17 protein-coding genes are annotated in these 20,153 nt (G+C 65.4%); 9 read left to right on the top strand and 8 right to left on the bottom strand.

The window, feature by feature from the left end; genetic code table 11:
* Window positions 1–216 precede the first annotated feature (216 nt).
* On the top strand, window positions 217–1,551 hold the full coding sequence (locus tag QW861_RS10330) for a S41 family peptidase (RefSeq protein WP_316193000.1): 1,335 nt from the start codon (window positions 217–219) through the stop codon (window positions 1,549–1,551).
* Between the two features lie 241 nt (window positions 1,552–1,792).
* Here the strand turns inward: QW861_RS10330 and QW861_RS10325 are convergent, their stop codons facing one another.
* The 5 genes from QW861_RS10325 to QW861_RS10305 form a co-directional block, all read right to left on the bottom strand.
* Window positions 1,793–4,507: an EAL domain-containing protein gene (locus tag QW861_RS10325; protein WP_316192999.1), complete on the bottom strand. Its 2,715-nt coding sequence runs from the start codon at window positions 4,505–4,507 to the stop codon at window positions 1,793–1,795.
* A gap of 151 nt (window positions 4,508–4,658) precedes the next feature.
* Window positions 4,659–5,153 (bottom strand): cyclic pyranopterin monophosphate synthase MoaC, encoded by a 495-nt coding sequence (gene moaC / locus QW861_RS10320; protein WP_315750926.1) that lies wholly within the window; start codon window positions 5,151–5,153, stop codon window positions 4,659–4,661.
* A 2-nt stretch (window positions 5,154–5,155) separates the two neighbouring features.
* Window positions 5,156–5,974: an indole-3-glycerol phosphate synthase TrpC gene (gene trpC, locus QW861_RS10315; RefSeq protein ID WP_315711631.1), complete on the bottom strand. Its 819-nt coding sequence runs from the start codon at window positions 5,972–5,974 to the stop codon at window positions 5,156–5,158.
* Between the two features lie 16 nt (window positions 5,975–5,990).
* Window positions 5,991–7,004 (bottom strand): anthranilate phosphoribosyltransferase, encoded by a 1,014-nt coding sequence (trpD, locus tag QW861_RS10310; protein ID WP_315711632.1) that lies wholly within the window; start codon window positions 7,002–7,004, stop codon window positions 5,991–5,993.
* 23 nt (window positions 7,005–7,027) lie between these two features.
* The gene (locus tag QW861_RS10305; protein WP_315750928.1) at window positions 7,028–8,935 is read right to left on the bottom strand and encodes a peptidylprolyl isomerase; all 1,908 of its coding nucleotides are present in this window, start codon (window positions 8,933–8,935) and stop codon (window positions 7,028–7,030) included.
* A gap of 222 nt (window positions 8,936–9,157) precedes the next feature.
* Here QW861_RS10305 and tpiA point away from each other — a divergent pair, with 222 nt between their 5' ends.
* On the top strand, window positions 9,158–9,913 hold the full coding sequence (tpiA, locus tag QW861_RS10300) for a triose-phosphate isomerase (protein WP_315750930.1): 756 nt from the start codon (window positions 9,158–9,160) through the stop codon (window positions 9,911–9,913).
* Window positions 9,914–9,940: 27 nt separating this feature from the next.
* On the opposite strand, the gene QW861_RS10295 is transcribed toward tpiA, so the two are convergent.
* Together QW861_RS10295 and QW861_RS10290 are read right to left on the bottom strand one after the other, a co-directional pair.
* Window positions 9,941–10,468, bottom strand: a complete 528-nt coding sequence (locus QW861_RS10295; protein WP_315711635.1) for a GNAT family N-acetyltransferase — start codon at window positions 10,466–10,468, stop codon at window positions 9,941–9,943.
* Window positions 10,469–10,470: 2 nt separating this feature from the next.
* A complete protein-coding gene (locus QW861_RS10290) occupies window positions 10,471–11,037 on the bottom strand; it encodes an XRE family transcriptional regulator (RefSeq protein ID WP_315711636.1) in 567 nt (188 codons plus the stop codon).
* Window positions 11,038–11,248: 211 nt separating this feature from the next.
* Here QW861_RS10290 and secG point away from each other — a divergent pair, with 211 nt between their 5' ends.
* The 6 genes from secG (at window position 11,249) to QW861_RS10260 (ending at window position 16,458) form a co-directional block, all read left to right on the top strand.
* Window positions 11,249–11,632 (top strand): preprotein translocase subunit SecG, encoded by a 384-nt coding sequence (gene secG / locus QW861_RS10285; protein ID WP_316192998.1) that lies wholly within the window; start codon window positions 11,249–11,251, stop codon window positions 11,630–11,632.
* 167 nt (window positions 11,633–11,799) lie between these two features.
* Window positions 11,800–13,431, top strand: coding sequence for a CTP synthase (locus QW861_RS10280; protein WP_315711639.1), 1,632 nt, complete (start codon window positions 11,800–11,802; stop codon window positions 13,429–13,431).
* Between the two features lie 198 nt (window positions 13,432–13,629).
* A complete protein-coding gene (locus QW861_RS10275; RefSeq protein ID WP_316192997.1) occupies window positions 13,630–13,956 on the top strand; it encodes an NIPSNAP family protein in 327 nt (108 codons plus the stop codon).
* Between the two features lie 117 nt (window positions 13,957–14,073).
* On the top strand, window positions 14,074–14,937 hold the full coding sequence (gene kdsA, locus QW861_RS10270; protein ID WP_316192996.1) for a 3-deoxy-8-phosphooctulonate synthase: 864 nt from the start codon (window positions 14,074–14,076) through the stop codon (window positions 14,935–14,937).
* Complete coding sequence (locus tag QW861_RS10265; protein WP_316192995.1) at window positions 14,937–16,145, top strand: MFS transporter; 1,209 nt, start codon at window positions 14,937–14,939, stop codon at window positions 16,143–16,145. The genes kdsA and QW861_RS10265 overlap by 1 nt, the downstream gene beginning before the upstream one ends.
* An 88-nt stretch (window positions 16,146–16,233) precedes the next feature.
* Window positions 16,234–16,458, top strand: a complete 225-nt coding sequence (locus QW861_RS10260) for a hypothetical protein (protein ID WP_316192994.1) — start codon at window positions 16,234–16,236, stop codon at window positions 16,456–16,458.
* Between the two features lie 1,729 nt (window positions 16,459–18,187).
* Here the strand turns inward: QW861_RS10260 and queF are convergent.
* Window positions 18,188–18,664 carry a preQ(1) synthase gene (gene queF, locus QW861_RS10255; RefSeq protein ID WP_316192993.1) on the bottom strand — a complete coding sequence of 159 codons (477 nt, stop codon included), beginning with the start codon at window positions 18,662–18,664 and terminating at the stop codon, window positions 18,188–18,190.
* Window positions 18,665–18,838: 174 nt separating this feature from the next.
* On the opposite strand from queF, the gene eno reads away from it, so the two are divergent.
* Window positions 18,839–20,122 carry a phosphopyruvate hydratase gene (gene eno / locus QW861_RS10250; protein ID WP_316192992.1) on the top strand — a complete coding sequence of 428 codons (1,284 nt, stop codon included), beginning with the start codon at window positions 18,839–18,841 and terminating at the stop codon, window positions 20,120–20,122.
* Window positions 20,123–20,153 lie beyond the last annotated feature (31 nt).

Raw genomic sequence — 20,153 nt, 5'->3', positions numbered from 1 at the left:
AGCCGGGCCCGGCGCCGGCGCAGCCTTGAGCTTGATTTCAGCCTGTGAACGTCCATTTCGGATGCGAGCGCCGGCGGTCGGGCCCCGGTACGGCGGCGCAATATCGGCCTTGAAGAAACCGGAAATGTGGTGTGTGTTCGCAACACAAATCGCGCCGGCGATGCGTGCGGACCATTTGATCGGCCGGCCATCCAACAAACGCTCGGGAAGCAAACAATGCGAAAAAACTGGCTGTTCTTGGCGGGCACGATGACCGGCGTCGGTCTGACCCTGATGGTGACGGGTCCCGACGGCGCGCAACTCGTGGCCAAGGCCAAGGCCGCGGCCGGCATGGCCGACACCTATTCGCAGCTCAATCTGTTCGGCGCGGTGTTCGAGCGTGTTCGCGCCGACTATGTCGAGAAGCCGAGCGATCCCGCGCTGATCGAAGGCGCCATCAACGGCATGGTGTCCTCGCTCGATCCGCATTCGCGCTACATGAACGACAAGTCCTGGCGCGACATGCAGGAGACCACGTCCGGCGAGTTCGGCGGACTCGGTCTCGAGGTCACCATGGAGGAGGGCCTGGTCAAGGTCGTCGCGCCGATCGATGACACGCCCGCGTCCAAGGCCGGCGTTCTCTCGGGCGATCTCATCGCCAAGATCGACGGCGAGGCGGTGCAGGGACTGACGCTCGAGCAGGCCGTCGCCAAGATGAAGGGCGGCGTCAACACCAAGACCAAGCTCACCATCATGCGCAAGGGCAAGGACGCACCGCTCGACGTTACGCTGACGCGCGAGATCATCAAGGTGCGCCCGGTGCGCTATCACACCGAAGGCGGCGACATCGGCTATATCCGCATCACATCCTTCAACGAGCAGACCACCGAGAGTCTGCGCAAGGCGGTCGCCAGCATCTCCAAGGAGATCCCGCAGGAGAAGCTCGCCGGCTACGTGGTCGACCTGCGCAACAATCCGGGCGGGCTGCTCGATCAGGCGGTGTCGGTCTCCAGCACGTTCCTCTCGCGAGGCGAGGTGGTTTCGACCCGCGGCCGCAATCCTGAGGAGACGCAGCGCTTCACCGCACGCGGCGGCGACCTCACCAAGGGCAAGCCGCTGGTGGTGCTGATCAATGGCGGCTCGGCCTCGGCGTCGGAGATCGTGGCCGGCGCGCTGCACGATCACAAGCGTGCGACCCTGGTCGGCACGCGCTCGTTCGGCAAGGGCTCGGTGCAGACCATCATTCCGCTCGGCGCCGGCAACGGCGCGCTGGCGCTGACCACGGCGCGCTACTACACGCCGTCGGGCCGCTCGATCCAGGCGCAGGGCATCGCGCCGGACATCGAGGTCAAGCAGGACGTGCCGGACGAGCTGAAGGATCGCGGCGATCTCAAGGGTGAGGCCGGCATGCGCGGCCATCTCTCGGCGCCCGACGGCACCGAGCAGACCGGCTCGCAGTCCTACGTTCCGCCGGACGAGAAGGACGACAAGGCGCTGCACGCCGCATTCAACGTGCTGCGGGGCGTCACGGTGAACGCCGACGTCCGCGCCAAGGCGGCCGTGCCGAACTGATCTGCGAAGCGGGCGGGTGCGCGGCTTGCGACGCTCGATGCTCACACCCGACGGGGCGGCCCTGAGGCCGTCCCGCCGTGGTTTTCGACCAGCGTGTACAGGCGAACACGGAGTATGTCCGTCTGTGTCCCGTAGATCATGGCGGAGCCGTGGACTTCAAGGGACGACCGGTGGGCAGGGTTTGAATCTGGCTTGCGGAAAAGCCTCAAATTGCAACGGTATTTATCGGTTCGGAACCGGCTCAGGCGGCGTCCGAGCGCGAACGGCGGCCGGATGAGGGATTGGCGCGCTGCGCAGCGAACAATTGCCGCACGTCGGCTGCGGGCTTCGGAGGGCTGAACAGATAGCCCTGCATCTCCGAGCAGCCGAGCCGCTTCAGCAGCTGCCGCTGCGCCTCGGTCTCGACGCCCTCGGCGGTCGTCGACATCTTGCGGATGGCGGCGATGTTGACCACGGCCTGGACGATCGCCGCGGAACCCTCGCTCTCCGTGATGTCCTTGACGAAACAGCGGTCGATCTTGATCTTGTCGAACGGAATGCGCTGGAGATAGCTGAGGCTCGAATAGCCGGTGCCGAAATCGTCGAGCGCGATGCGGACGCCGAGCGCGCGCAACTGGTGCAGGGTGTCGAGCGCGTCGTCGTCGCGGATCAGCACCGCTTCGGTGATCTCGAGTTCCAGCCGATGCGGCGGCAGGCCGGAGGTCGCAAGTGCGTTGGCGACCTTGAGCGCCAGGGTGCCGCTCTTGAACTGCACCGGCGAGACGTTGACGGCGAGCCGGATGTCGTCCGGCCAGCTCACCGCCTCGGTGCAGGCGACCTGGAGGACGCGTTCGCCGAGCAGGTTGATGAGGCCGGTGTCCTCGGCGATCGGAATGAACTCGGCCGGCGAGACTGCGCCGCGGGTCGGATGCTTCCAGCGCACCAGCGCCTCGCAACCGACGATGCGGTCGTCCTGCAGGCTCAGACAAGGCTGGTAGTAGACCTCGAGTCGATCGTCGGCCATGGCCTGGCGCAGGTCGACCTCGAGCTGGTGGCGCGCCTTGATCTGGGCGTCCATCTCGGGCTCGAAGAAGCGCCAGGTGCGCCGTCCCGCGGCCTTGGCGGCGTACATCGCCAGATCGGCGTCCTTCATGATCTGGTCGAGATCGGTGCCGTGCTCGGGGATCATCGCTACGCCGATCGAGGCGTCGGCCGTGAGCTGATGGCCGAGGCAGTCACGCGGGGCGCGGATCGCGCCGAGAATATCCTCGATCAGCTGTTCGACATCCTCCCGGTTGCGGATCGCCGTCTGGACCACGGCGAACTCGTCGCCGCCAAGGCGGGCGACGAACCCCGCGGTGCCGACACAGGCGCTCAGGCTCGCCGCGACGGATTTCAACAGCTCGTCGCCGATGAGGTGGCCGAGCGAATCGTTGACGCCCTTGAACTCGTCGATGTCGATGTAGTGCAGCGCGAGGCGCCGGCCGTGGGGGACGCCGGTCAGCTCCTCCTTGAGGCGCTCGTGGAACAGGGTGCGGTTCGGCAGATCCGTCAGGGCGTCGTAGTGCGCCAGATGCGTGATCTGCTCCTCGGACCGTTTGCGCTCGGTAATGTCCTCGTGGGTGGCGAGCCAGCCGCCGCCCGCGATCGGCTCGTTGACGATCTGGATCCAGCGACCGTCCGTGGTCTCGATGATCTGCGAGGTCTTGCGGCCGATGTCGCGCAGCACCGCATCGGCATATTCGACGTCGTCGCCCGCCAGCGATCCGGTGGCCTTGCGGTGCGCGATCAGCTTGCGAAACGTGCAGCCTGGTTTCACGACGTCAGCAGACAGGCCGTACATGTCGACGTAGCGCTGGTTGCTGATGACCAGGCGCTCCGATGCATCGAACAGCAAGAGGCCCTGGGTCATGTTGTTGACGGCCTTGTCGAGCCGTTCCTTCTCCAGCGTCAAGCGGCGGCTGGAGGCGTCGTGGTCGCTGATCAACCGACGCACCACGACGTAAAGCATGCCGGCGATCAGCAGCACCGACGTCACGCCGACGGCGATCAGGAAGCGCATCTGCTCGCGCCAGTCGGCGAGCGCCGCCGAGACCGTCGTCGTCGCAGTCACGATCAAGGGATAGCTCGTCAGCCGGTGCGATGCGCCGATGCGGTGCTCGCCGTCGACGGGGCTGCTGAAAATGCCCGTGGTGTTGCCATCGCCGGCCAGGATCTGGCGGAAGATCGGCGCGTTCTTGTAGTTCTGGTTCTGCATGCCCTCATGGCGTGGATGGCGGGCCAGAAGGGTTCCGTCGCGATGCATCATCGAGATCGCCGCGTCGGGCCCGAGCGCGACCGAGGCGAAGAACCGCTCGACATTGATTGGTTCGAGACTGCGGCTGATGATGCCCAGGAACTCGCCGTTGGGACTGGTCAGTTTCAAGGCAATGACTGCGACATATGTGCCGGTGATCCGGCCCACCACCGGTTCGATCAGCAGTTGCGGCGCGGTCGGATCGGATTTCAGCCGCTTGAAGAAGGTGCGATCGGCAATGTTGACGGGCGGCACCGGCCAGGCCGCTCCGGAGTTGATCAGGTTGCCGTCGGAGTCGAAGATGTTCAAACCGCCGACATAGGTCACCGCGCTCAGCTTGTCCTTCAGCATGGCATTGACGGCGGCGCTTCCCATCTGCTCCTTGAAGCGGGCGCCGCTGTCGATGTGGTTCTGTCGGACGTAGTTGGCGAGATCGCGCTGGATCGCGCCGAGATCCTCCATCTGCTGATCGAAATGGCGCGCCAGCAGGAGGACGGTGTTCTCCAGCTCGCGCGTCGCGCTGTTCAGCGCGCGTTCCCGGAAACTGTCGGCCATGATGGTCGTACCGATCGCGATGGCTGCAATCAGCACGAGGCCTCCGCCGACCAGCCAGCGGATCGGTCCACCGCGGTCGGTCGAAGCTCTGAGGGCATTCCCTGGACTGGTGGTATCGGTCGTCATCGATCCTGAATACGCTTGCGATCGGCGCTTCGGGATGGACCGCTACGATGTCCCTCCCACAACCATTGCTATCGGTCCGCGATGGAAGTGAGGTTAGGAAGTTGAGTTAGCGAACAATTAATTCGAAGTTGTATTTGGCTTGGTAATCTCTTCAGGCGCGATAGTGCCCGGACTTGCCGCCGATCTTTTCGGTCAAGCGGATACCTTCGATGCGTACGCCGCGCTCGGCCGCCTTGATCATGTCGTAAATGGTCAGGCAGGCGACGGACACGGCCGTCAGGGCTTCCATCTCCACGCCGGTCGGCCCGGTCACCTTGACGGTGGCGCTGACGAGGCAGCCGGGTAGCGCGGCATCGGGCGTGATGTCGACGGAGACCTTGGACAGCGCCAGCGGGTGGCACAGAGGAATCAGCTCGGAGGTCCGCTTGGCGGCCATGATGCCTGCGATGCGGGCAGTTCCGAGCACGTCACCTTTTTTGGCGTTGCCGGACAGGATGAGCTCGAGCGTCGCCGGGCTCATGACGACGCGGCCCTCGGCGGTCGCGGTTCGCTCGGTCGCGGCCTTGTCCGACACGTCGACCATGCGGGCTTCGCCGCGGGCGTCGATGTGGGTGAGGGCGGGAGCGTCGGGCGACTTGTCGGACATGGTCACTCAGCCGCGCTGGCGGAGGCGGCATTGCGCGCAAGCAGCGCGCGCGTCGCCGCCGTGACGTCCGCCTGCCGCATCAGGCTCTCGCCGACCAGGAAGGTCTGGATGCCGACGCGCGCCAGGCGCGCGAGATCGGCCGACGTGAAGATGCCGCTCTCGCCGACCAGAAGACGCTCGACCGGGACCAGCGGCGCCAGCGCTTCGGAGGTCGCCAGCGTGGTCTCGAAGGTTCGCAGGTTGCGGTTGTTGATGCCGATCATCGGCGAGCGCAGCTTCAGCGCGCGATCGAGCTCGGCGCGATCATGGATTTCGATCAGGACATCCATGCCGTGGGCGAGCGCGGCAGCCTCGATGTCCGCAGCGGCGGCATCGTCCAGCGCGGCCATGATGATGAGGATGCAGTCGGCGCCGTGAGCACGCGCCTCGATCACTTGGTAGGTGTCGAACATGAAGTCCTTGCGCAGCACGGGCAGGGCGGTCGCGGCCCGCGCGGCGACCATGAAGTCGAGATGGCCCTGGAACGACGGCGTGTCTGTCAGCACCGACAGGCAGGCCGCGCCGCCGGCCTCGTAGGCCTTGGCAAGCACCGGCGGATCGAAATCGGCGCGGATCAGTCCCTTGGACGGCGAGGCCTTCTTCACCTCGGCGATCAGCGCGTAGTCACCGTTCGCATGCTTGGCTCGGATCGAGGCAACGAAGCCGCGCGGCGGCGAAGCGTCACGCGCGCGGGCCTCGAGCTCCGGCAACGGGCATGCCCGCTTGGCTGCCGCGATCTCCCCGCGCTTATACGCTTCGATCTTGGTCAGGATGTCCGACATGGCACGCTCCGGTGGATCAGCTGTTGGAGACCTCGATCAGCTGCTTCAGCCGCGCCGCCGCAGCGCCGCTGTCGAGCGAATCCCGGCCGATTGCGACGCCTTCCTTCAGCGTCTTGGCGCGGCCGGAAACGACCAGCGCCGCCGCGGCGTTCAGCAGCGCCACGTCGCGATAGGGGCTCGGCAGGCCGTCCAGCACGCTCTGCAGGGCCACCGCGTTGGCTTCGGCGTCGCCGCCCTTCAGACCGTCGCTGCCGCACAGGCCAAGCCCGGCCTCTTCGGGCGTGACCTCGAAGGTGCGGATATGACCGTTCTCCAGCGCGGCGACAAAGGTCGGGCCGGTCAAGGTGATCTCGTCGAGCCCGTCGGAGCCGTGCACGACCCAGGCGGCCTCCGAGCCGAGATTCTTCAGCACGTGGGCCAACGGCTCGACCCATTGCCGCGAGAACACGCCGACCATCTGGCGCCTGACGCCGGCCGGATTGGACAGGGGACCGAGCAGATTGAAGATCGTGCGGGTGGCGAGCTCGACCCGGGTCGGCCCGACGTTCTTCATCGCCGGATGATGCGCGGGTGCGAACATGAAGCCGATGCCGGCCTCGCGCACGCAGCGCCCGACCTGGTCAGGCTTCAGGTCGATCTTGACGCCGAGCGCGGCGAGCACGTCGGCGGCGCCGGAGCGGGACGACAGTGCGCGGTTGCCGTGTTTGGCGACCGGCACGCCGGCGCCGGCCACGATGAAGGAGGCGCAGGTCGAGACGTTGACCGAGCCGGAGCCGTCACCGCCGGTGCCGACGATGTCGACCGCGCTCGCCGGCGCATCGACGCGCAGCATCTTCGCCCGCATCACGCTGACGGCGCCGGTGATCTCCTCGACCGTCTCGCCGCGCACGCGCAGCGCCATCAGCAGCGCGCCCATCTGCGACGGCGTCGCCTCGCCCGACATCATGCTGTCGAAGGCGGACGCCGCCTCCTCGCGGGACAGCGGCGCGCCGGTCGCCACCTTGCCAATGATCGACTTGAGATCGTCCATCACGCGTGCCCCTAGCAAACCCGTCACTGATTGTTGCCGCCGACCACCTGGGCCACCGCAGCCTCGTTGATCGTCGTCCCGATGTCCTTCTCGAGCTTCATGACATAGGCCGTGCCTTGCTCGTCGGCGAGCGCGCGCTGCAACTGGTCCTTCAGCTTCTTGGTGTCTTCGGACGCGAGGTCGACCTTCGGCTCGATGATGTCGGTGACACGGAACACAATCCACCGCCGGCCGCCATCAGCCTCGGTCTGGCCGACGCCGTCCTTCGCCGTGCGGAATGCGGCGGTGATCGCGCCGGTGGGGACGCCGGGCACCGAGGCGTCGCGCTTGAACGCGCTGGCCGTCTCGACCTTCACGCCGAGCGATGCCGCCTCGTCGGCGAGCTTGCCGCCCTCGCTGAGCTTCTTGACCAGCTCGGTGGCCTTCGCGCGCAGCTTGGTGGCGACTTCGTCGTCGCGCCAGCGCGCGGCGACCTGATCCTTGACCTCGTCGAGGGGGCGATCGCGCGGCGGGGTGATGCCGAGAACCTCGAACCAGACATAGCCGCCGCGGAACGAGATCGGCTCGTTGTCGACACCGACGTCGCTGGTGAAGGCCTGCGCAACGACATCCAGGCCAAGCGGGATGTTCGAAACGGGCTGGCCGTTGGGTTGCTTGCCGGACCTGTCGACGGCTTCGAGTGTGATGGCATTGAGACCGAGCTTCTTGGCGGCCTCGGCGACGCTGGCGCCACCGCCGCGCTCGTCTTCCATCTTGTCGCGAAGATTGGCGACTTGCGACTTGGCGCGGTCGGCTGCGATCTCCTTCTTGATGTCGGCAGCGACGCTCTCATATTCGGGCTGCTGGCCCGGCTGAATCGCGCTGACCTTGACCAGCGCCACGTTGAATGCGCCCTTGACGGGCTGGCTGACCTCGCCGGTCGGCAGCGAGAAGGCGGTATCGGCAACGACAGGGTCGAGAATCGCCGATTTCGTCACCAGACCGAGATCGAGATCGGCTGGGTTGAGGTTGCGCTCCTTGGCGAGTTCGTCGAACGTGACTTCACCCGCGGCGATCCGGGCGCGCGCCGCTTGCGCCTCCTCCATGGTGGGGAAGGTCATCTGCTGGACCTGGCGCTTCTCCGGCGTGCCCATCAGCGCCTTGCGCTGGTCGAACAGCTTCCTGGCGTCCTCGTCAGATACGTCGGTCCACTTGCCGATCTCTTCGGGCGTCACCACGACGAAGGAGATCTTGCGATATTCCGGCGCCTTGAACTGGGCTTTGTGCTCTTCGAAATAGGACGCGAGAACCTCGGGCGAGGGCGCATCGATGGTGCCGGCCTGCGCCGCGTCGAGCTTGATGTAATCGATCGAGCGCTGCTCGTTCTGGAAGCGGCCGAGCGCCTCGAGCATCGTGTTGGATGGCTCCAGCCCGGCCGCGATCGTGCCGGTGATCTGCCGCCGCAGCGACTGTCGGCGCTGGTCAGCCAGGTAGCGCTGCTCGGTGAAGCCGAAATTGCGGATGATGGCCTGGAAGCGCTGCGGGTCGAACGCCCCGTTCGGGCCCTTGAAGTTGGGATCGCTGAGGATCACCCGCATGGTCTCCGCATCGGACTGGGCGAGACCGAGACGGCGAGCCTGCTCATCGAGGGCGGCTTCCGCAATCGTCTGCTGCAGCACGGAGCGGTCGAGCCCGAACATGCGGGCCTGCTCGGTGGTCAGCGGACGACCGAGCTGGCGGCCGATCTGCTGCAGCCGGTCGGTATAGATCTGCCGGAACTCGTTGACCGAGATCTCCGTGCGTCCCACGGTTGCAGCCGTCGACTGCCCGAAGCCGCGGAAGATGTCGGCGATGCCCCAGATGCCGAAACTGACGATCAAAACGCCCATGACCACCGCCATGATGGTCTTGCCGAGCCAGTTTGATGAGGCCTTGCGTAATCCTCGAAGCATGGGTCCAGTCTGTCTGCAGGAAAAAGGATGAAGAGGCCGCGCCTTAAAGCAGATTCCGCAAAAGGCCGTCACCGAGTTGAAACGGCTTATAAAGAGGCGGCCGCCCGGTCGCAACCTCGGCCCTGAGGCCGATTGAAGCGGTGGGAAGACGGCTCCCGCTCTGGTGCTCGTCGAAGGGCTCTGCTAGCCGATGTCTGTCACAACATTTGCTGGAATTCCGCCATGACCGACCGCATCCGGCCGCTGATCGCCGGCAATTGGAAAATGAACGGCCTGAAGGCCTCGACCGCCGAGTTCGACGCCATGCTGGCCGGAGCCGCCGAGGTCACCGGAAAGGCCGACCTGCTGGTCTGTCCTCCCGCCACCCTGGTGGCAGGCTTCGCCGAAAGGGCGCGCGGCTCCCACGCGATCGCGGTTGGCGCTCAGGATTGCCACCCCAAGGCGTCGGGAGCCCATACCGGGGACATTTCGGCGGAGATGCTGGCCGATGCTGGCGCCACCGCCATCATCGTCGGCCATTCCGAGCGGCGTGCCGATCATGGCGAAAGCGATGTTGTGGTGCACCAGAAGACCGAGGCGGTGTGGCGCGCCGGGCTGGTCGCGATCGTTTGCGTCGGCGAAACCCAGCAGCAGCGCGATGCAGGGCAGACGCTCGACATCCTGCGCGGCCAGCTCAACCTCAGCCTGCCGCAGGAATCACGGGCCGGCAACCTGGTCGTGGCCTATGAGCCGGTTTGGGCGATCGGCACCGGCCTGACCCCGACTGCCAAGGATGTCGAGCAGATTCATGCCTTTATCAGAGAGCTGCTGATCGATCGCTTCAAGCAGGAGGGAGCGCGGACGCGCATCCTCTATGGCGGCTCGGTGAAGCCCTCCAATGCGGCCGAGCTGATGGCGGTCGCGAATGTCAACGGCGCGTTGGTCGGCGGCGCCAGCCTGAAAGCCTCGGACTTTCTCGCCATTGCGAAGGGCTGTTGAGAAGCAACGTGAGCGAAAGCGCACGCCTCAGTCCGCCTGTTCGATTCGCTTCCAATAGATCTTCGTGCCGGTAAGGCCGCCATGCGGCTTCAAGGCATAGTCCGGAATGGTTCCGCTCAGCTGGAAGCCGACGCTTTCATAAAGCCGTGAGGCGCCCCCATCCTCGGCGGTATCGAGGACCAGCATCGTCCGACCGTGCGCGCGGGCGAGGTTTTCGGCCGCGCGCAGCAGCGCGGTCGCGATTCCGCGTTTGCGGTGGCTGATGCGCGTCATCATCTTTGCGATCTCGGCGCGGTGCGGCTGGTTCGGCGGCAGCTTCAGCTGCAACGTGACGGTCGCGATCACATCCTCGCCGTCGAAGGCGCCAAGAACGGCTCGTTCGCCGCGCGCCGCGGCCGAAAGCGATTCCCGCCAGAAGGCGTCGGCATCCTCCTCGCGAAGCGGGTGCATGAAACTGACCGAGCCACCATCGGCGACCGTCTCGATCAGCATTGCGCGAAGCGCGCTTCGAACGACCGGTGTGTCCGATAGGGATGCAATTCGAATCGCGGACATTCTCAACTCCGGGCAAGCGCCACGACATAGACGCAGGGTGCGTCCGACTCGTTGGCAAAGGTGGTGTCGATCGGTGGGCCGAAGCCGAGGCAGTCGCCGGGGCCGAGGACGTGGCGTTCCGCGCCTTCCGTGATGGTCAATTGCCCGCTCTGCACCCAGAGAAGCTGGCGGATGTGGATGTATGAGGAGGCCGGCAAGGTCACGCTGCGGTGCGCCGGCATCTCGACGGTCACCAACTCGATCGGATGATCCGGCCTGAGAAAGACCTGGCGCCGGACATAGCCCGTGTCCGGATCGCGCCAGACCGGCTGCTCGGCCGCCTTGGACAGGCGCTCCGACTGGGCCTCGGCTCGGAGCATCAAGCCGGCCAGCGTGAGATCGAACGCGCTTGCCAGCTTGACCAGGATGACCGCCGTCGGGCTGACCTCGGCGCGCTCGATCTTACTGATGGTGGCCTTTGACACTCCCGAGCGCTCGGCGAGGTCGGCCAGCGACCAGCCGCGGCTGTCCCGTTCCAGCAGGAGGCGGCGCGCCAGTCGCTGGCTGAAGTCGTCTATTATTTGATCCATATGTCTCCAATAGTAGAAAATCGATGGCCGGGCAAGCCTCGACAACGGGGCGACGCGGCAGCGCTTGTGCGAAGCGCGGCCGCGATTATCTGCGGGGTGGCGTTGCTCGACATGATCGTGTAACACCGCGCAAATTTCCGAATAGCCCGCGAAGCTCTCGCGATCCCGGCCTCCGGTCGGGGCCTGCGAGGGCTTGTGACGGAAGGTCACCATGCAGACTGTCTTGATCGTCATCCACCTCATGATCGTCGCCGTCCTGATCGGCGCGGTGCTGTTGCAGAAGTCCGAAGGCGGCGGCCTCGGCATGGGCGGCGGCGCCGGCTTCATGTCGAGCCGCGGTACCGCAAACCTGCTGACGCGGACCACGGCGATTTTGGCGGTTGGCTTCTTCCTGACGAGCCTGCTGCTGACCTGGCTGGCTGGCTACGATCGCAAGCCGACCTCGATTCTCGGCACCTTGCCTGGGCAGACCCAGTCAGGCGGTGCGACCCCGGTGGCGCCGACCGGGGGCGGCGTGCTCGACCAGCTCAAGAAGGCCGACGAGCAGCAGGCTCCCGCGGCTCCGGCTGCGCCGCAGGCACCGCAATCGCAATAACGCGGATAAGCCATGCAGGAACGCAATTGGCGTCCTGCGTCATGAGGCGGTCTCAAGTTACTGAGACCATTCAGATTTTGAAGTAACCCACAGGCCCGCGACAGCGTTGCGGGCTGCAAGCGATTCGTTTTGGCGAATCGAGCGCGCGGCATTAAAGGTAGGGTCCCATGGCGCGGTACATCTTCATCACCGGCGGCGTGGTTTCCTCGCTCGGAAAGGGTCTGGCTTCAGCCGCGTTAGGCGCGCTGCTGCAGGCCCGCGGCTACAAGGTCCGGCTTCGCAAGCTCGACCCCTATCTCAACCTCGATCCAGGCACGATGTCGCCGTATCAGCACGGCGAAGTGTTCGTGACCGATGATGGCGCCGAGACCGATCTCGATCTCGGACATTACGAACGCTTCACCGGCCGACCGGCGACCAAGGCCGACAACATCACCACGGGCCGGATCTACCAGGACATCCTGACCAAGGAGCGGCGCGGCGACTATCTCGGTGCGACCATCCAGGTCGTCCCGCACGTGACGAACGCGATCAAGGATTTCGTCCTGTCCGGGAATGACGAGTACGATTTCGTGCTGGTCGAGATCGGCGGCACCGTCGGCGACATCGAGGGCCTGCCGTTCTTCGAGGCGATCCGGCAGCTCGGCAATGAGCTGCCGCGCCATCACGCGATCTACATCCACCTCACGCTGCTGCCCTACATCCCGAGCGCCGGCGAGTTGAAGACCAAGCCGACGCAGCATTCGGTCAAGGAGCTGCGCTCGATCGGCATCCAGCCTGACATCCTGTTGTGTCGCACCGACCGCCCGATCCCGAAGGAGGAACGGCGCAAGCTCGGCCTGTTCTGCAACGTGCGAGAAAGCGCCGTCATCGAGGCGCGTGACGTCGACAACATCTATGCCGTGCCGGAGGCCTATCATGCCGCCGGCCTCGACGACGAGGTGCTGGCCGCGTTCGGCATCGAGCCGCGGGTGCCGCCGGCGCTTTCGAGCTGGCACACGATCAACGAGCGCGTTCGCAATCCGGAAGGCGACGTCACGATCGCGATCGTCGGCAAGTACACCGGCATGAAGGATGCCTACAAGTCGCTGATCGAGGCGCTGTCGCATGGCGGCATCGCCAACAAGGTCCGCGTCAAGCTCGACTGGATCGAGAGCGAGGTGTTCGAGAACGAGGACCCCGCGCCATTCCTCGAGCACGTCAACGGCATCCTGGTGCCCGGCGGCTTCGGCCAGCGCGGCGCCGAGGGCAAGATCCGCGCGGCGCAATTCGCGCGGGAGCGCGACGTGCCGTATTTCGGCATCTGCTTCGGCATGCAGATGGCGGTCATCGAGGCGGCGCGCAATCTCGTCGGGATCGCCGAGGCCAATTCGACCGAGTTCGGTCCGACGCCGGAGCCGCTGGTCGGTCTGATGACGGAATGGCTGCGTGGCAATGAGCTGGAGAAGCGCTCCAAGAGCGGCGATCTGGGCGGCACGATGCGGCTCGGCGCCTATCCTGCTGCGCTCAAGCGCGGCAGCCGCGTCTCCGAGGTGTATGGCGGCGCCACCGAGATCTCCGAGCGCCATCGCCACCGCTACGAGGTCAACACCGCCTACAAGGACCGGCTCGAGCAGCACGGTCTGAAGTTCTCCGGCCTGTCGCCGGACGGCGTGCTGCCGGAGATCGTGGAATACGAGGACCATCCGTGGTTCATCGGCGTCCAGTTCCACCCCGAGCTGAAGTCGCGCCCGTTCGAGCCGCACCCGCTGTTCGCGTCGTTCATTCAGGCCGCAGTGGTGCAGTCGCGACTGGTGTAACGGGCTCGTGGTGCCAAGTCCCGTCATTGCGAGCGGAGCGAAGCAATCCAGAGTCGCGGGCGGGACTCTGGGTTGCTTCGTCGCTGACGCTCCTCGCAATGACGGCCGAGGCGCGCAACGCGACCTTTGACGGCCGCGACGATTGTTGCGACAACGCTCCCCGATCGCGCGAAGCCAGAAAAGATCAGGGAGGATCAGATGATCTACGAGAGCCGCATCTATCGCTGCATTCCGGGCCGGCTGCCGGCGCTGCTGAAGCGTTTCGAAAACACGACGCTGAAGCTGTGGGAGAAGCACGGCATCCGCCCCGTGGGCTTCTTCACGACCCTGATCGGCGAATCCAACCAGGACCTCACCTATTTCATCGCCTGGGAATCGCTCGCCGAGCGCGAGACCAAGTGGACCAAGTTCATGACCGATCCCGACTGGATCTCGGCGCGTGCCAAGAGCGAGGAGGAAGGCCAGATCGTTGCCAACATCACCAGCCAGTTCCTGGTGCCGACGGCGTTCTCGGCGTTGAAATAGAGCCCGGGGAGGGGCTGGGATGACCGATCCCCGCAACCCTGCTATTCGCAGGCAAACGCCGGTTGATCCGGCAGCCGGCGCTGGGCCATGGTCGCGCGCTCTCATGAGGATGATGTCGTGAACGCTTCGATCTCTGCCGCGCCGGTCGTCAGCCTCGGCTCCGTCAAGTTTGGCAACCACCTGCCGCTCGCCGTGATCGCCGGCCCATGCCAGCTCGAGAGCCGCGCCCATGCGCTCGAGGTCGCCTCGGCGCTGAAGGAGATCGCGGCGCGGCTGAACATCGGCCTCGTCTACAAGACCTCGTTCGACAAGGCCAACCGCACCTCCGCCTCGGCGGCCCGCGGGCTGGGGCTTTCGCAATCGCTGCCGATCTTCGCCGAGATCCGCTCCTCGCTCGGCCTGCCGGTGCTGACCGACGTGCATGACGCCAGCCAGTGCGCCGAGGTGGCGCAGGCCGTCGACGTGCTGCAGATCCCGGCCTTCCTGTGCCGGCAGACCGACCTGCTGCTCGCGGCCGCGGCGACGGGCAAGGTCGTCAACGTCAAGAAGGGCCAGTTCCTGGCGCCCTGGGACATGGCCAATGTGGTGGCCAAGATCACGAGCTCCGGCAATCCAAACGTGCTGGTCACCGAGCGCGGCGTCTCGTTCGGCTACAACACGCTGGTCTCCGACATGCGGTCGCTGCCGATCATGGCGCGCACGACCGGCGCACCGGTCATCTTCGATGCGACCCACTCCGTGCAGCAGCCGGGCGGCAAGGGCACGTCCTCGGGCGGCGAGCGCGAGTTCGTGCCGGTGCTGGCACGCGCGGCGGTGGCCGTCGGCGTCGCCGGTGTGTTCATCGAGACCCATCCCGATCCCGATCATGCGCCCTCCGACGGGCCGAACATGGTCCCGCTCGCGCAGTTCGAGGGGCTGCTGCGAACGCTGATGGCGTTCGATGCACTCGCCAAGGCGCCGTCGGCGGACGCCGGGCGCTGATGCACCAGACCGCCGCCAAGCCCGCGGGGAAGTTTCCACCGGCCGTGAACATCATCGCGCTGGCGGGCTTCTCGGCGGCGCTGTCGACGCGGGCGCTCGATCCGGTGCTGCCGCATGTCGCCGAGGATTTCGCAATCAGCATCACGACCGCGGCCGGCATCGCCGCGGGCTATGCGCTGATCTACGCGCTGATCCAGCCGGCGATCGGCGCCGCCGCCGATCTGTTCGGCAAGGCGCGGCTGATGACGCTGTGCCTGGCGCTGCTCGGCATCGCCAGCATCCTCGGTGCGCTCGCCACCTCGTTTCCGCTGCTGTTCGCGACGCGCATCCTCGCCGGCATCGCCTCGGGCGGCGTGTTTCCGGTGGCGCTCGGGCTGACCAGCGATCTCGTCGCGCCCGACAAGCGGCAGGTCGCGATCGGCCGCACGCTCGCGGGCTCGATGGCGGGCAATCTGCTCGGCGCGACGGCATCCGGCATCATCGGCGATTTCATCGGCTGGCGTGGCGTGCTCGCGATCCTCGGCGCGCTCGGGCTGATCGCCTCCTTCGCGGTGGCGGCAGGCTTTCGCGGCGCCAAGGTCACGCATGCGCCGACCACCGATCTCGCCGCGCTGAGGAAGGGCTACCGCACCATCTTCACCAACCCCAATTCGCGCTTCTGCTTCTCGGCGGTGTTCGTCGAAGGCTGCTGCGTGTTCGGGCTGTTTCCGTTCATCGCCTCGTTCCTGTTCGATCTCGGCGAGACCTCGCTGTCGATCGCGGGCATCGTCATCGCGGGCTTCGCGGTCGGCGGCCTGTTCTACACGTTCACGGTCTCGAACTTCCTGCCGCGGCTCGGCGTCAAGGGCATGATGATCACGGGCGCTGCCCTGGTCGGGCTGCAGCTTGCCGCGCTCGCCTTCGGTCCGGGCTGGAAGCTGCAGTTCGGCTGCATGCTGCTGATGGGCTGGGGCTTCTACATGATCCATGGCTGCCTGCAGGTGTTCGCCAGCGAGCTGTCGATCGGGGCGCGCGCGACCGCGATGTCGCTGCACTCGTTCTTCTTCTTCATGGGCCAGACGGTCGGCCCGATCGCCTATGGCTTCGGCTTGGTCCATGGCGGCAAGCAGCCGACGTTGCTGATCGCCGCCATCATGATGGTCGCGCTCGGCTTCGCCTGCGCCGCGCTGCTGCGGCAGCGGCCGCCGGCGGATGCGGCGGTCAGCTGACGGCCATGTCGGACACGGGCGCGGGCCCATTGCATCTGAAGACATGGTCCCGTCGCGGCAGCAACGCCTGCTCATTTGTTGCTCCGTCATGGCCGGGCTTGTGCCGGCCATCCACGTCGTTCGGCGCGCTGAGAAGGACGTGGATGCCCGGGCCTTCGCCGCGCCGAAGCGGCTTCGGCCGCGCAGGCGGGACAAGCCCGGGCATGACGACGTGGAGACGGGCGAGGGCAAAATGCCCATCGTTAGCTGCGATGGTCCTGAAGAAGTGCGGCGAGGGCGTTTCTCGCTCTCGATGCTGAAGAAGCGCGGCTGAGACATATCAGCGCTTTCGTTGGCCGCGGGACGCACCGCCGCCATCTCGCGGCGCGTCGGCGTCCGAGCTTTGCCTTGGGACATGCCCTCTTTCTGAAAAGAGGGCGCGGGGAATGCCGGGAGCTGGCCGCCCCCATGGCCCGCCTGCGGAAAAAAATGCAGGCGGCAGGAACCACAGGTTCAGCCGAGACATCCCGGCATTCCCCGCGCGATGGTTGGGCGGCTTATACGTACTCTCCCCGGGGACCGGGCTGTCTTGCCCCCGTAACCGGCGGATCATCACCACCGGCGTGACCTCAGCGTCGGGAGGCCAGGACCATACGATTTCGCCGGCGCATCAGGCTCGTTCGTCCGCATGACTGATCACGCTGCGAACCCGACACGCCCACCGCATCCCGCCTCAACGTCCGTGACGACCGCGAAGCGCCCCTCTGATCGAGACGGGACGACGATAGTCAATCACAAATTCCGATAAAGCGAAAGTGGAATATTTTTAGCGGGAGATCAGGACAAGGGGACCGCCTTGAAAGCGCGGCAAAAATCGGCTTTCAGGAGCAGCGGTTTGCTGGTCGCGAAGGATGGGAAAGCCGAGCGGGAGCGCACCCGTCGGGCGACTCAGGGGCGATGGATTGGCGGCCAGAGATTTATTCCGGGTGCGGTACAGGGCTGAGACCAAGCAGGGCCTGCTCAACTGAAAAGTACCAGGCTAGGTACATGAGTATCAGTGAAGCCGCACAAGCACAGGCTATCTGAACGTTCCCGGAAAAACGGGGCGAGTTCTTTCTGATTCCCACAAGGTAACCACATAGACCGCTGATGACTGCAAATCCCCATGTCGCGAAAGGTCCGTAGATGTGTGTCAAGTATTCGAGGTAAGTGACATAGACAGTGTCCCTGCTATGCGCGACGTGTATCAGGTGTGTGAACCCGAACTCTGGTTCAGGAACTGCCGGCCGATGGGACGCGGTCAGCTCGCATGCCAGGACGAAGCAGAATAGCCATCCACCAATGCCAATTCCGTAACAAAAAAGAACCAGTCTCTGGTACCAACGCCAGCTCACGACGCCGCTCTTTATTGTTGCGTTCTGATTTGACATCGGTCCCTCGATCAACACTTACCTATCACACCCCAGAGACCGCCGGGATACGACAACGTCCTCCAGGCTTCATGATACGCTCCGCGCTCGTCCTCTGGGGTCATCATCATTTCTTTCAACCCCCGTTTCGGCCTTTTATTGGATCCTTGCTTGCGGCTGGAAGGATCACCGCAATGAGCAGATCGTCGGCAACAGCACGGCATCGAGGACGGACGCGATGTTGAGTACGTTCCAGGTCCTGTGTCCAGCTGCCTACAAGGCGAAGTTCGACGGCTATTTCGTTTATAGAGACGCGGGTAGATGCCGCGAAATGTTGGATGCTCCGCCTTTGCGGAGCATGACCGCGTTGCGGGCTTTGGGGATGGCGAAAGCTCAACCCATCACCGCTCGCCGTTTCCAAGGAAGCGGTCGTCTCGTCGACGTGCCTCACAAGGTGTCGATCAGTCGCGGACCGTCATTCCAGGGCAATCGTCGATGCGCAGGCGCGAAGCGGCTACGCGTTGACGATCGAACCCGGAATCTCGAGATTGCGAGGAACGGACGCAAGACAAATATCGAGCTTCCGGGTTCAAGGCCTGCGGCCTTGCCCCGGAATGATGGTGGTTGTGACCGGTGGCCGAGCGATGGATCCGCTCAGCCCCGCCCGCGATATGGCGCGACGCCCTGTTCGGGCACCCACAGCCCCTTCGGCAGCTTCCCCGTCTGCCAGAACACGTCGATCGGGATGCCGCCGCGGGGGTACCAGTAGCCGCCGATGCGCAGCCATTTCGGCTTGAGCTCCGTGGCCAGGCGCTTGCCGATCGCCACGGTGCAGTCCTCGTGGAACGCGCCATGGTTGCGGAAGCTCGCCAAATAGAGTTTGAGCGACTTGGATTCGACCAGCCACGGGCCGGGGGCATAGTCGATCACGAGATGCGCGAAATCCGGCTGGCCCGTCACCGGGCATAGCGAGGTGAACTCCGGCACCGTGAAGCGGGCCAGATAATCGGTGTCCTTCTGCGGGTTGGGAACGCGGTCGAGCGTCGCTGCATCCGGGCTGTCCGGCGCCGCCACCTCTCGGCCCAGCTGAAGGCCGGCCGATGTCGGGGATGTGTTGGGTCTTTTCGCCATGTGTCGTGTCACCTGCCGCAGTGGCGCCCGTTTAGCCAATCGGGGCGCCCCCGTCACCCGCTTCGTGATTTGGTCGTGACTTGATTTCAACGCCACTTGGCCTTTTCGCGCTCGCGGGCTTGCGGTAGAAGCAGCGCAACAACGCCCACCTAGAAACGCTCGCGAGAGGACCTCATGACCGCCATCGTCGACATCATCGGCCGCGAAATCCTGGACAGCCGCGGCAATCCCACGGTCGAGGTCGACGTCGTGCTGGAGGATGGCTCGGTCGGCCGCGCTGCCGTGCCGTCCGGCGCTTCCACGGGCGCCCACGAGGCGGTCGAGCTGCGCGACGGCGACAAGCACCGCTATCTCGGCAAGGGCGTGCTGAAGGCCGTCGAAGCCATCAACGACGAGGTCTATGAGGCGCTCAGCGACATGTCGGTGCAGGACCAGGTCCAGATCGACCAGATCCTGATCGAGCTCGACGGCACCGAGAACAAGAGCCGGATCGGCGCCAACGCGATTCTCGGCGTCTCGCTCGCCTGCGCCAAGGCGGCGGCGATCTCCTACGACATGCCGCTGTATCGCTATGTCGGCGGCACCTCGGCCCGCACCCTGCCGGTGCCGATGATGAACATCGTCAATGGCGGCGTCCACGCCGACAATCCGATCGATTTCCAGGAGTTCATGATCATGCCGGTGGGCGCGCCGAGCTTCGCGGAGGCGCTGCGCTGCGGCTCGGAGATCTTCCACACGCTCAAGGCCGAGCTGAAGAAGGCCGGTCACAACACCAATGTCGGCGACGAGGGTGGCTTCGCGCCGAACCTGCCGTCGGCGGACGCAGCCCTCGACTTCGTCATGAGCGCGATCGGCAAGGCCGGCTACACCGCCGGCGAGGACGTGATGCTGGCGCTCGACTGCGCCGCGACCGAGTTCTTCAAGGACGGCAAGTACGTCTACGAGGGCGAGAACACGTCGCGCTCGCGCTCCGAGCAGGCCAAGTACCTTGCGGATCTGGTCGCCCGCTACCCGATCGCCTCGATCGAGGACGGCATGTCGGAGGACGACATGGACGGCTGGAAGGAGCTGACCGACCTGATCGGCCACAAGTGCCAGCTCGTCGGCGACGACCTGTTCGTCACCAACGTCAACCGTCTCGCCGACGGCATCCGCAACGGCCGCGCCAATTCGATCCTGATCAAGGTCAACCAGATCGGCACGCTCACCGAGACGCTGGCCGCGGTCGAGATGGCCTACAAGGCCGGCTACACCGCCGTGATGTCGCACCGCTCCGGCGAGACCGAGGATTCCACGATCGCCGATCTCGCGGTCGCCACCAATTGCGGACAGATCAAGACCGGCTCGTTGGCGCGCGCCGACCGCACCGCCAAGTACAACCAGCTGCTGCGCATCGAGCAGGAGCTGGATGCGCAGGCCAAATATGCGGGCAGGGCGGCGCTGAAGGCGCTGGCCTGAGTCTGGACAAGCTAACCAAAGAAAAAAGGGA

The organism is Bradyrhizobium sp. SZCCHNRI1029, from assembly GCF_032487555.1.
In the GTDB taxonomy this organism is placed as follows: domain Bacteria; phylum Pseudomonadota; class Alphaproteobacteria; order Rhizobiales; family Xanthobacteraceae; genus Bradyrhizobium.
The sequence above is the reverse complement of the archived record's forward strand: the minus strand, read 5'-3'. Positions and strand labels throughout refer to the sequence as shown.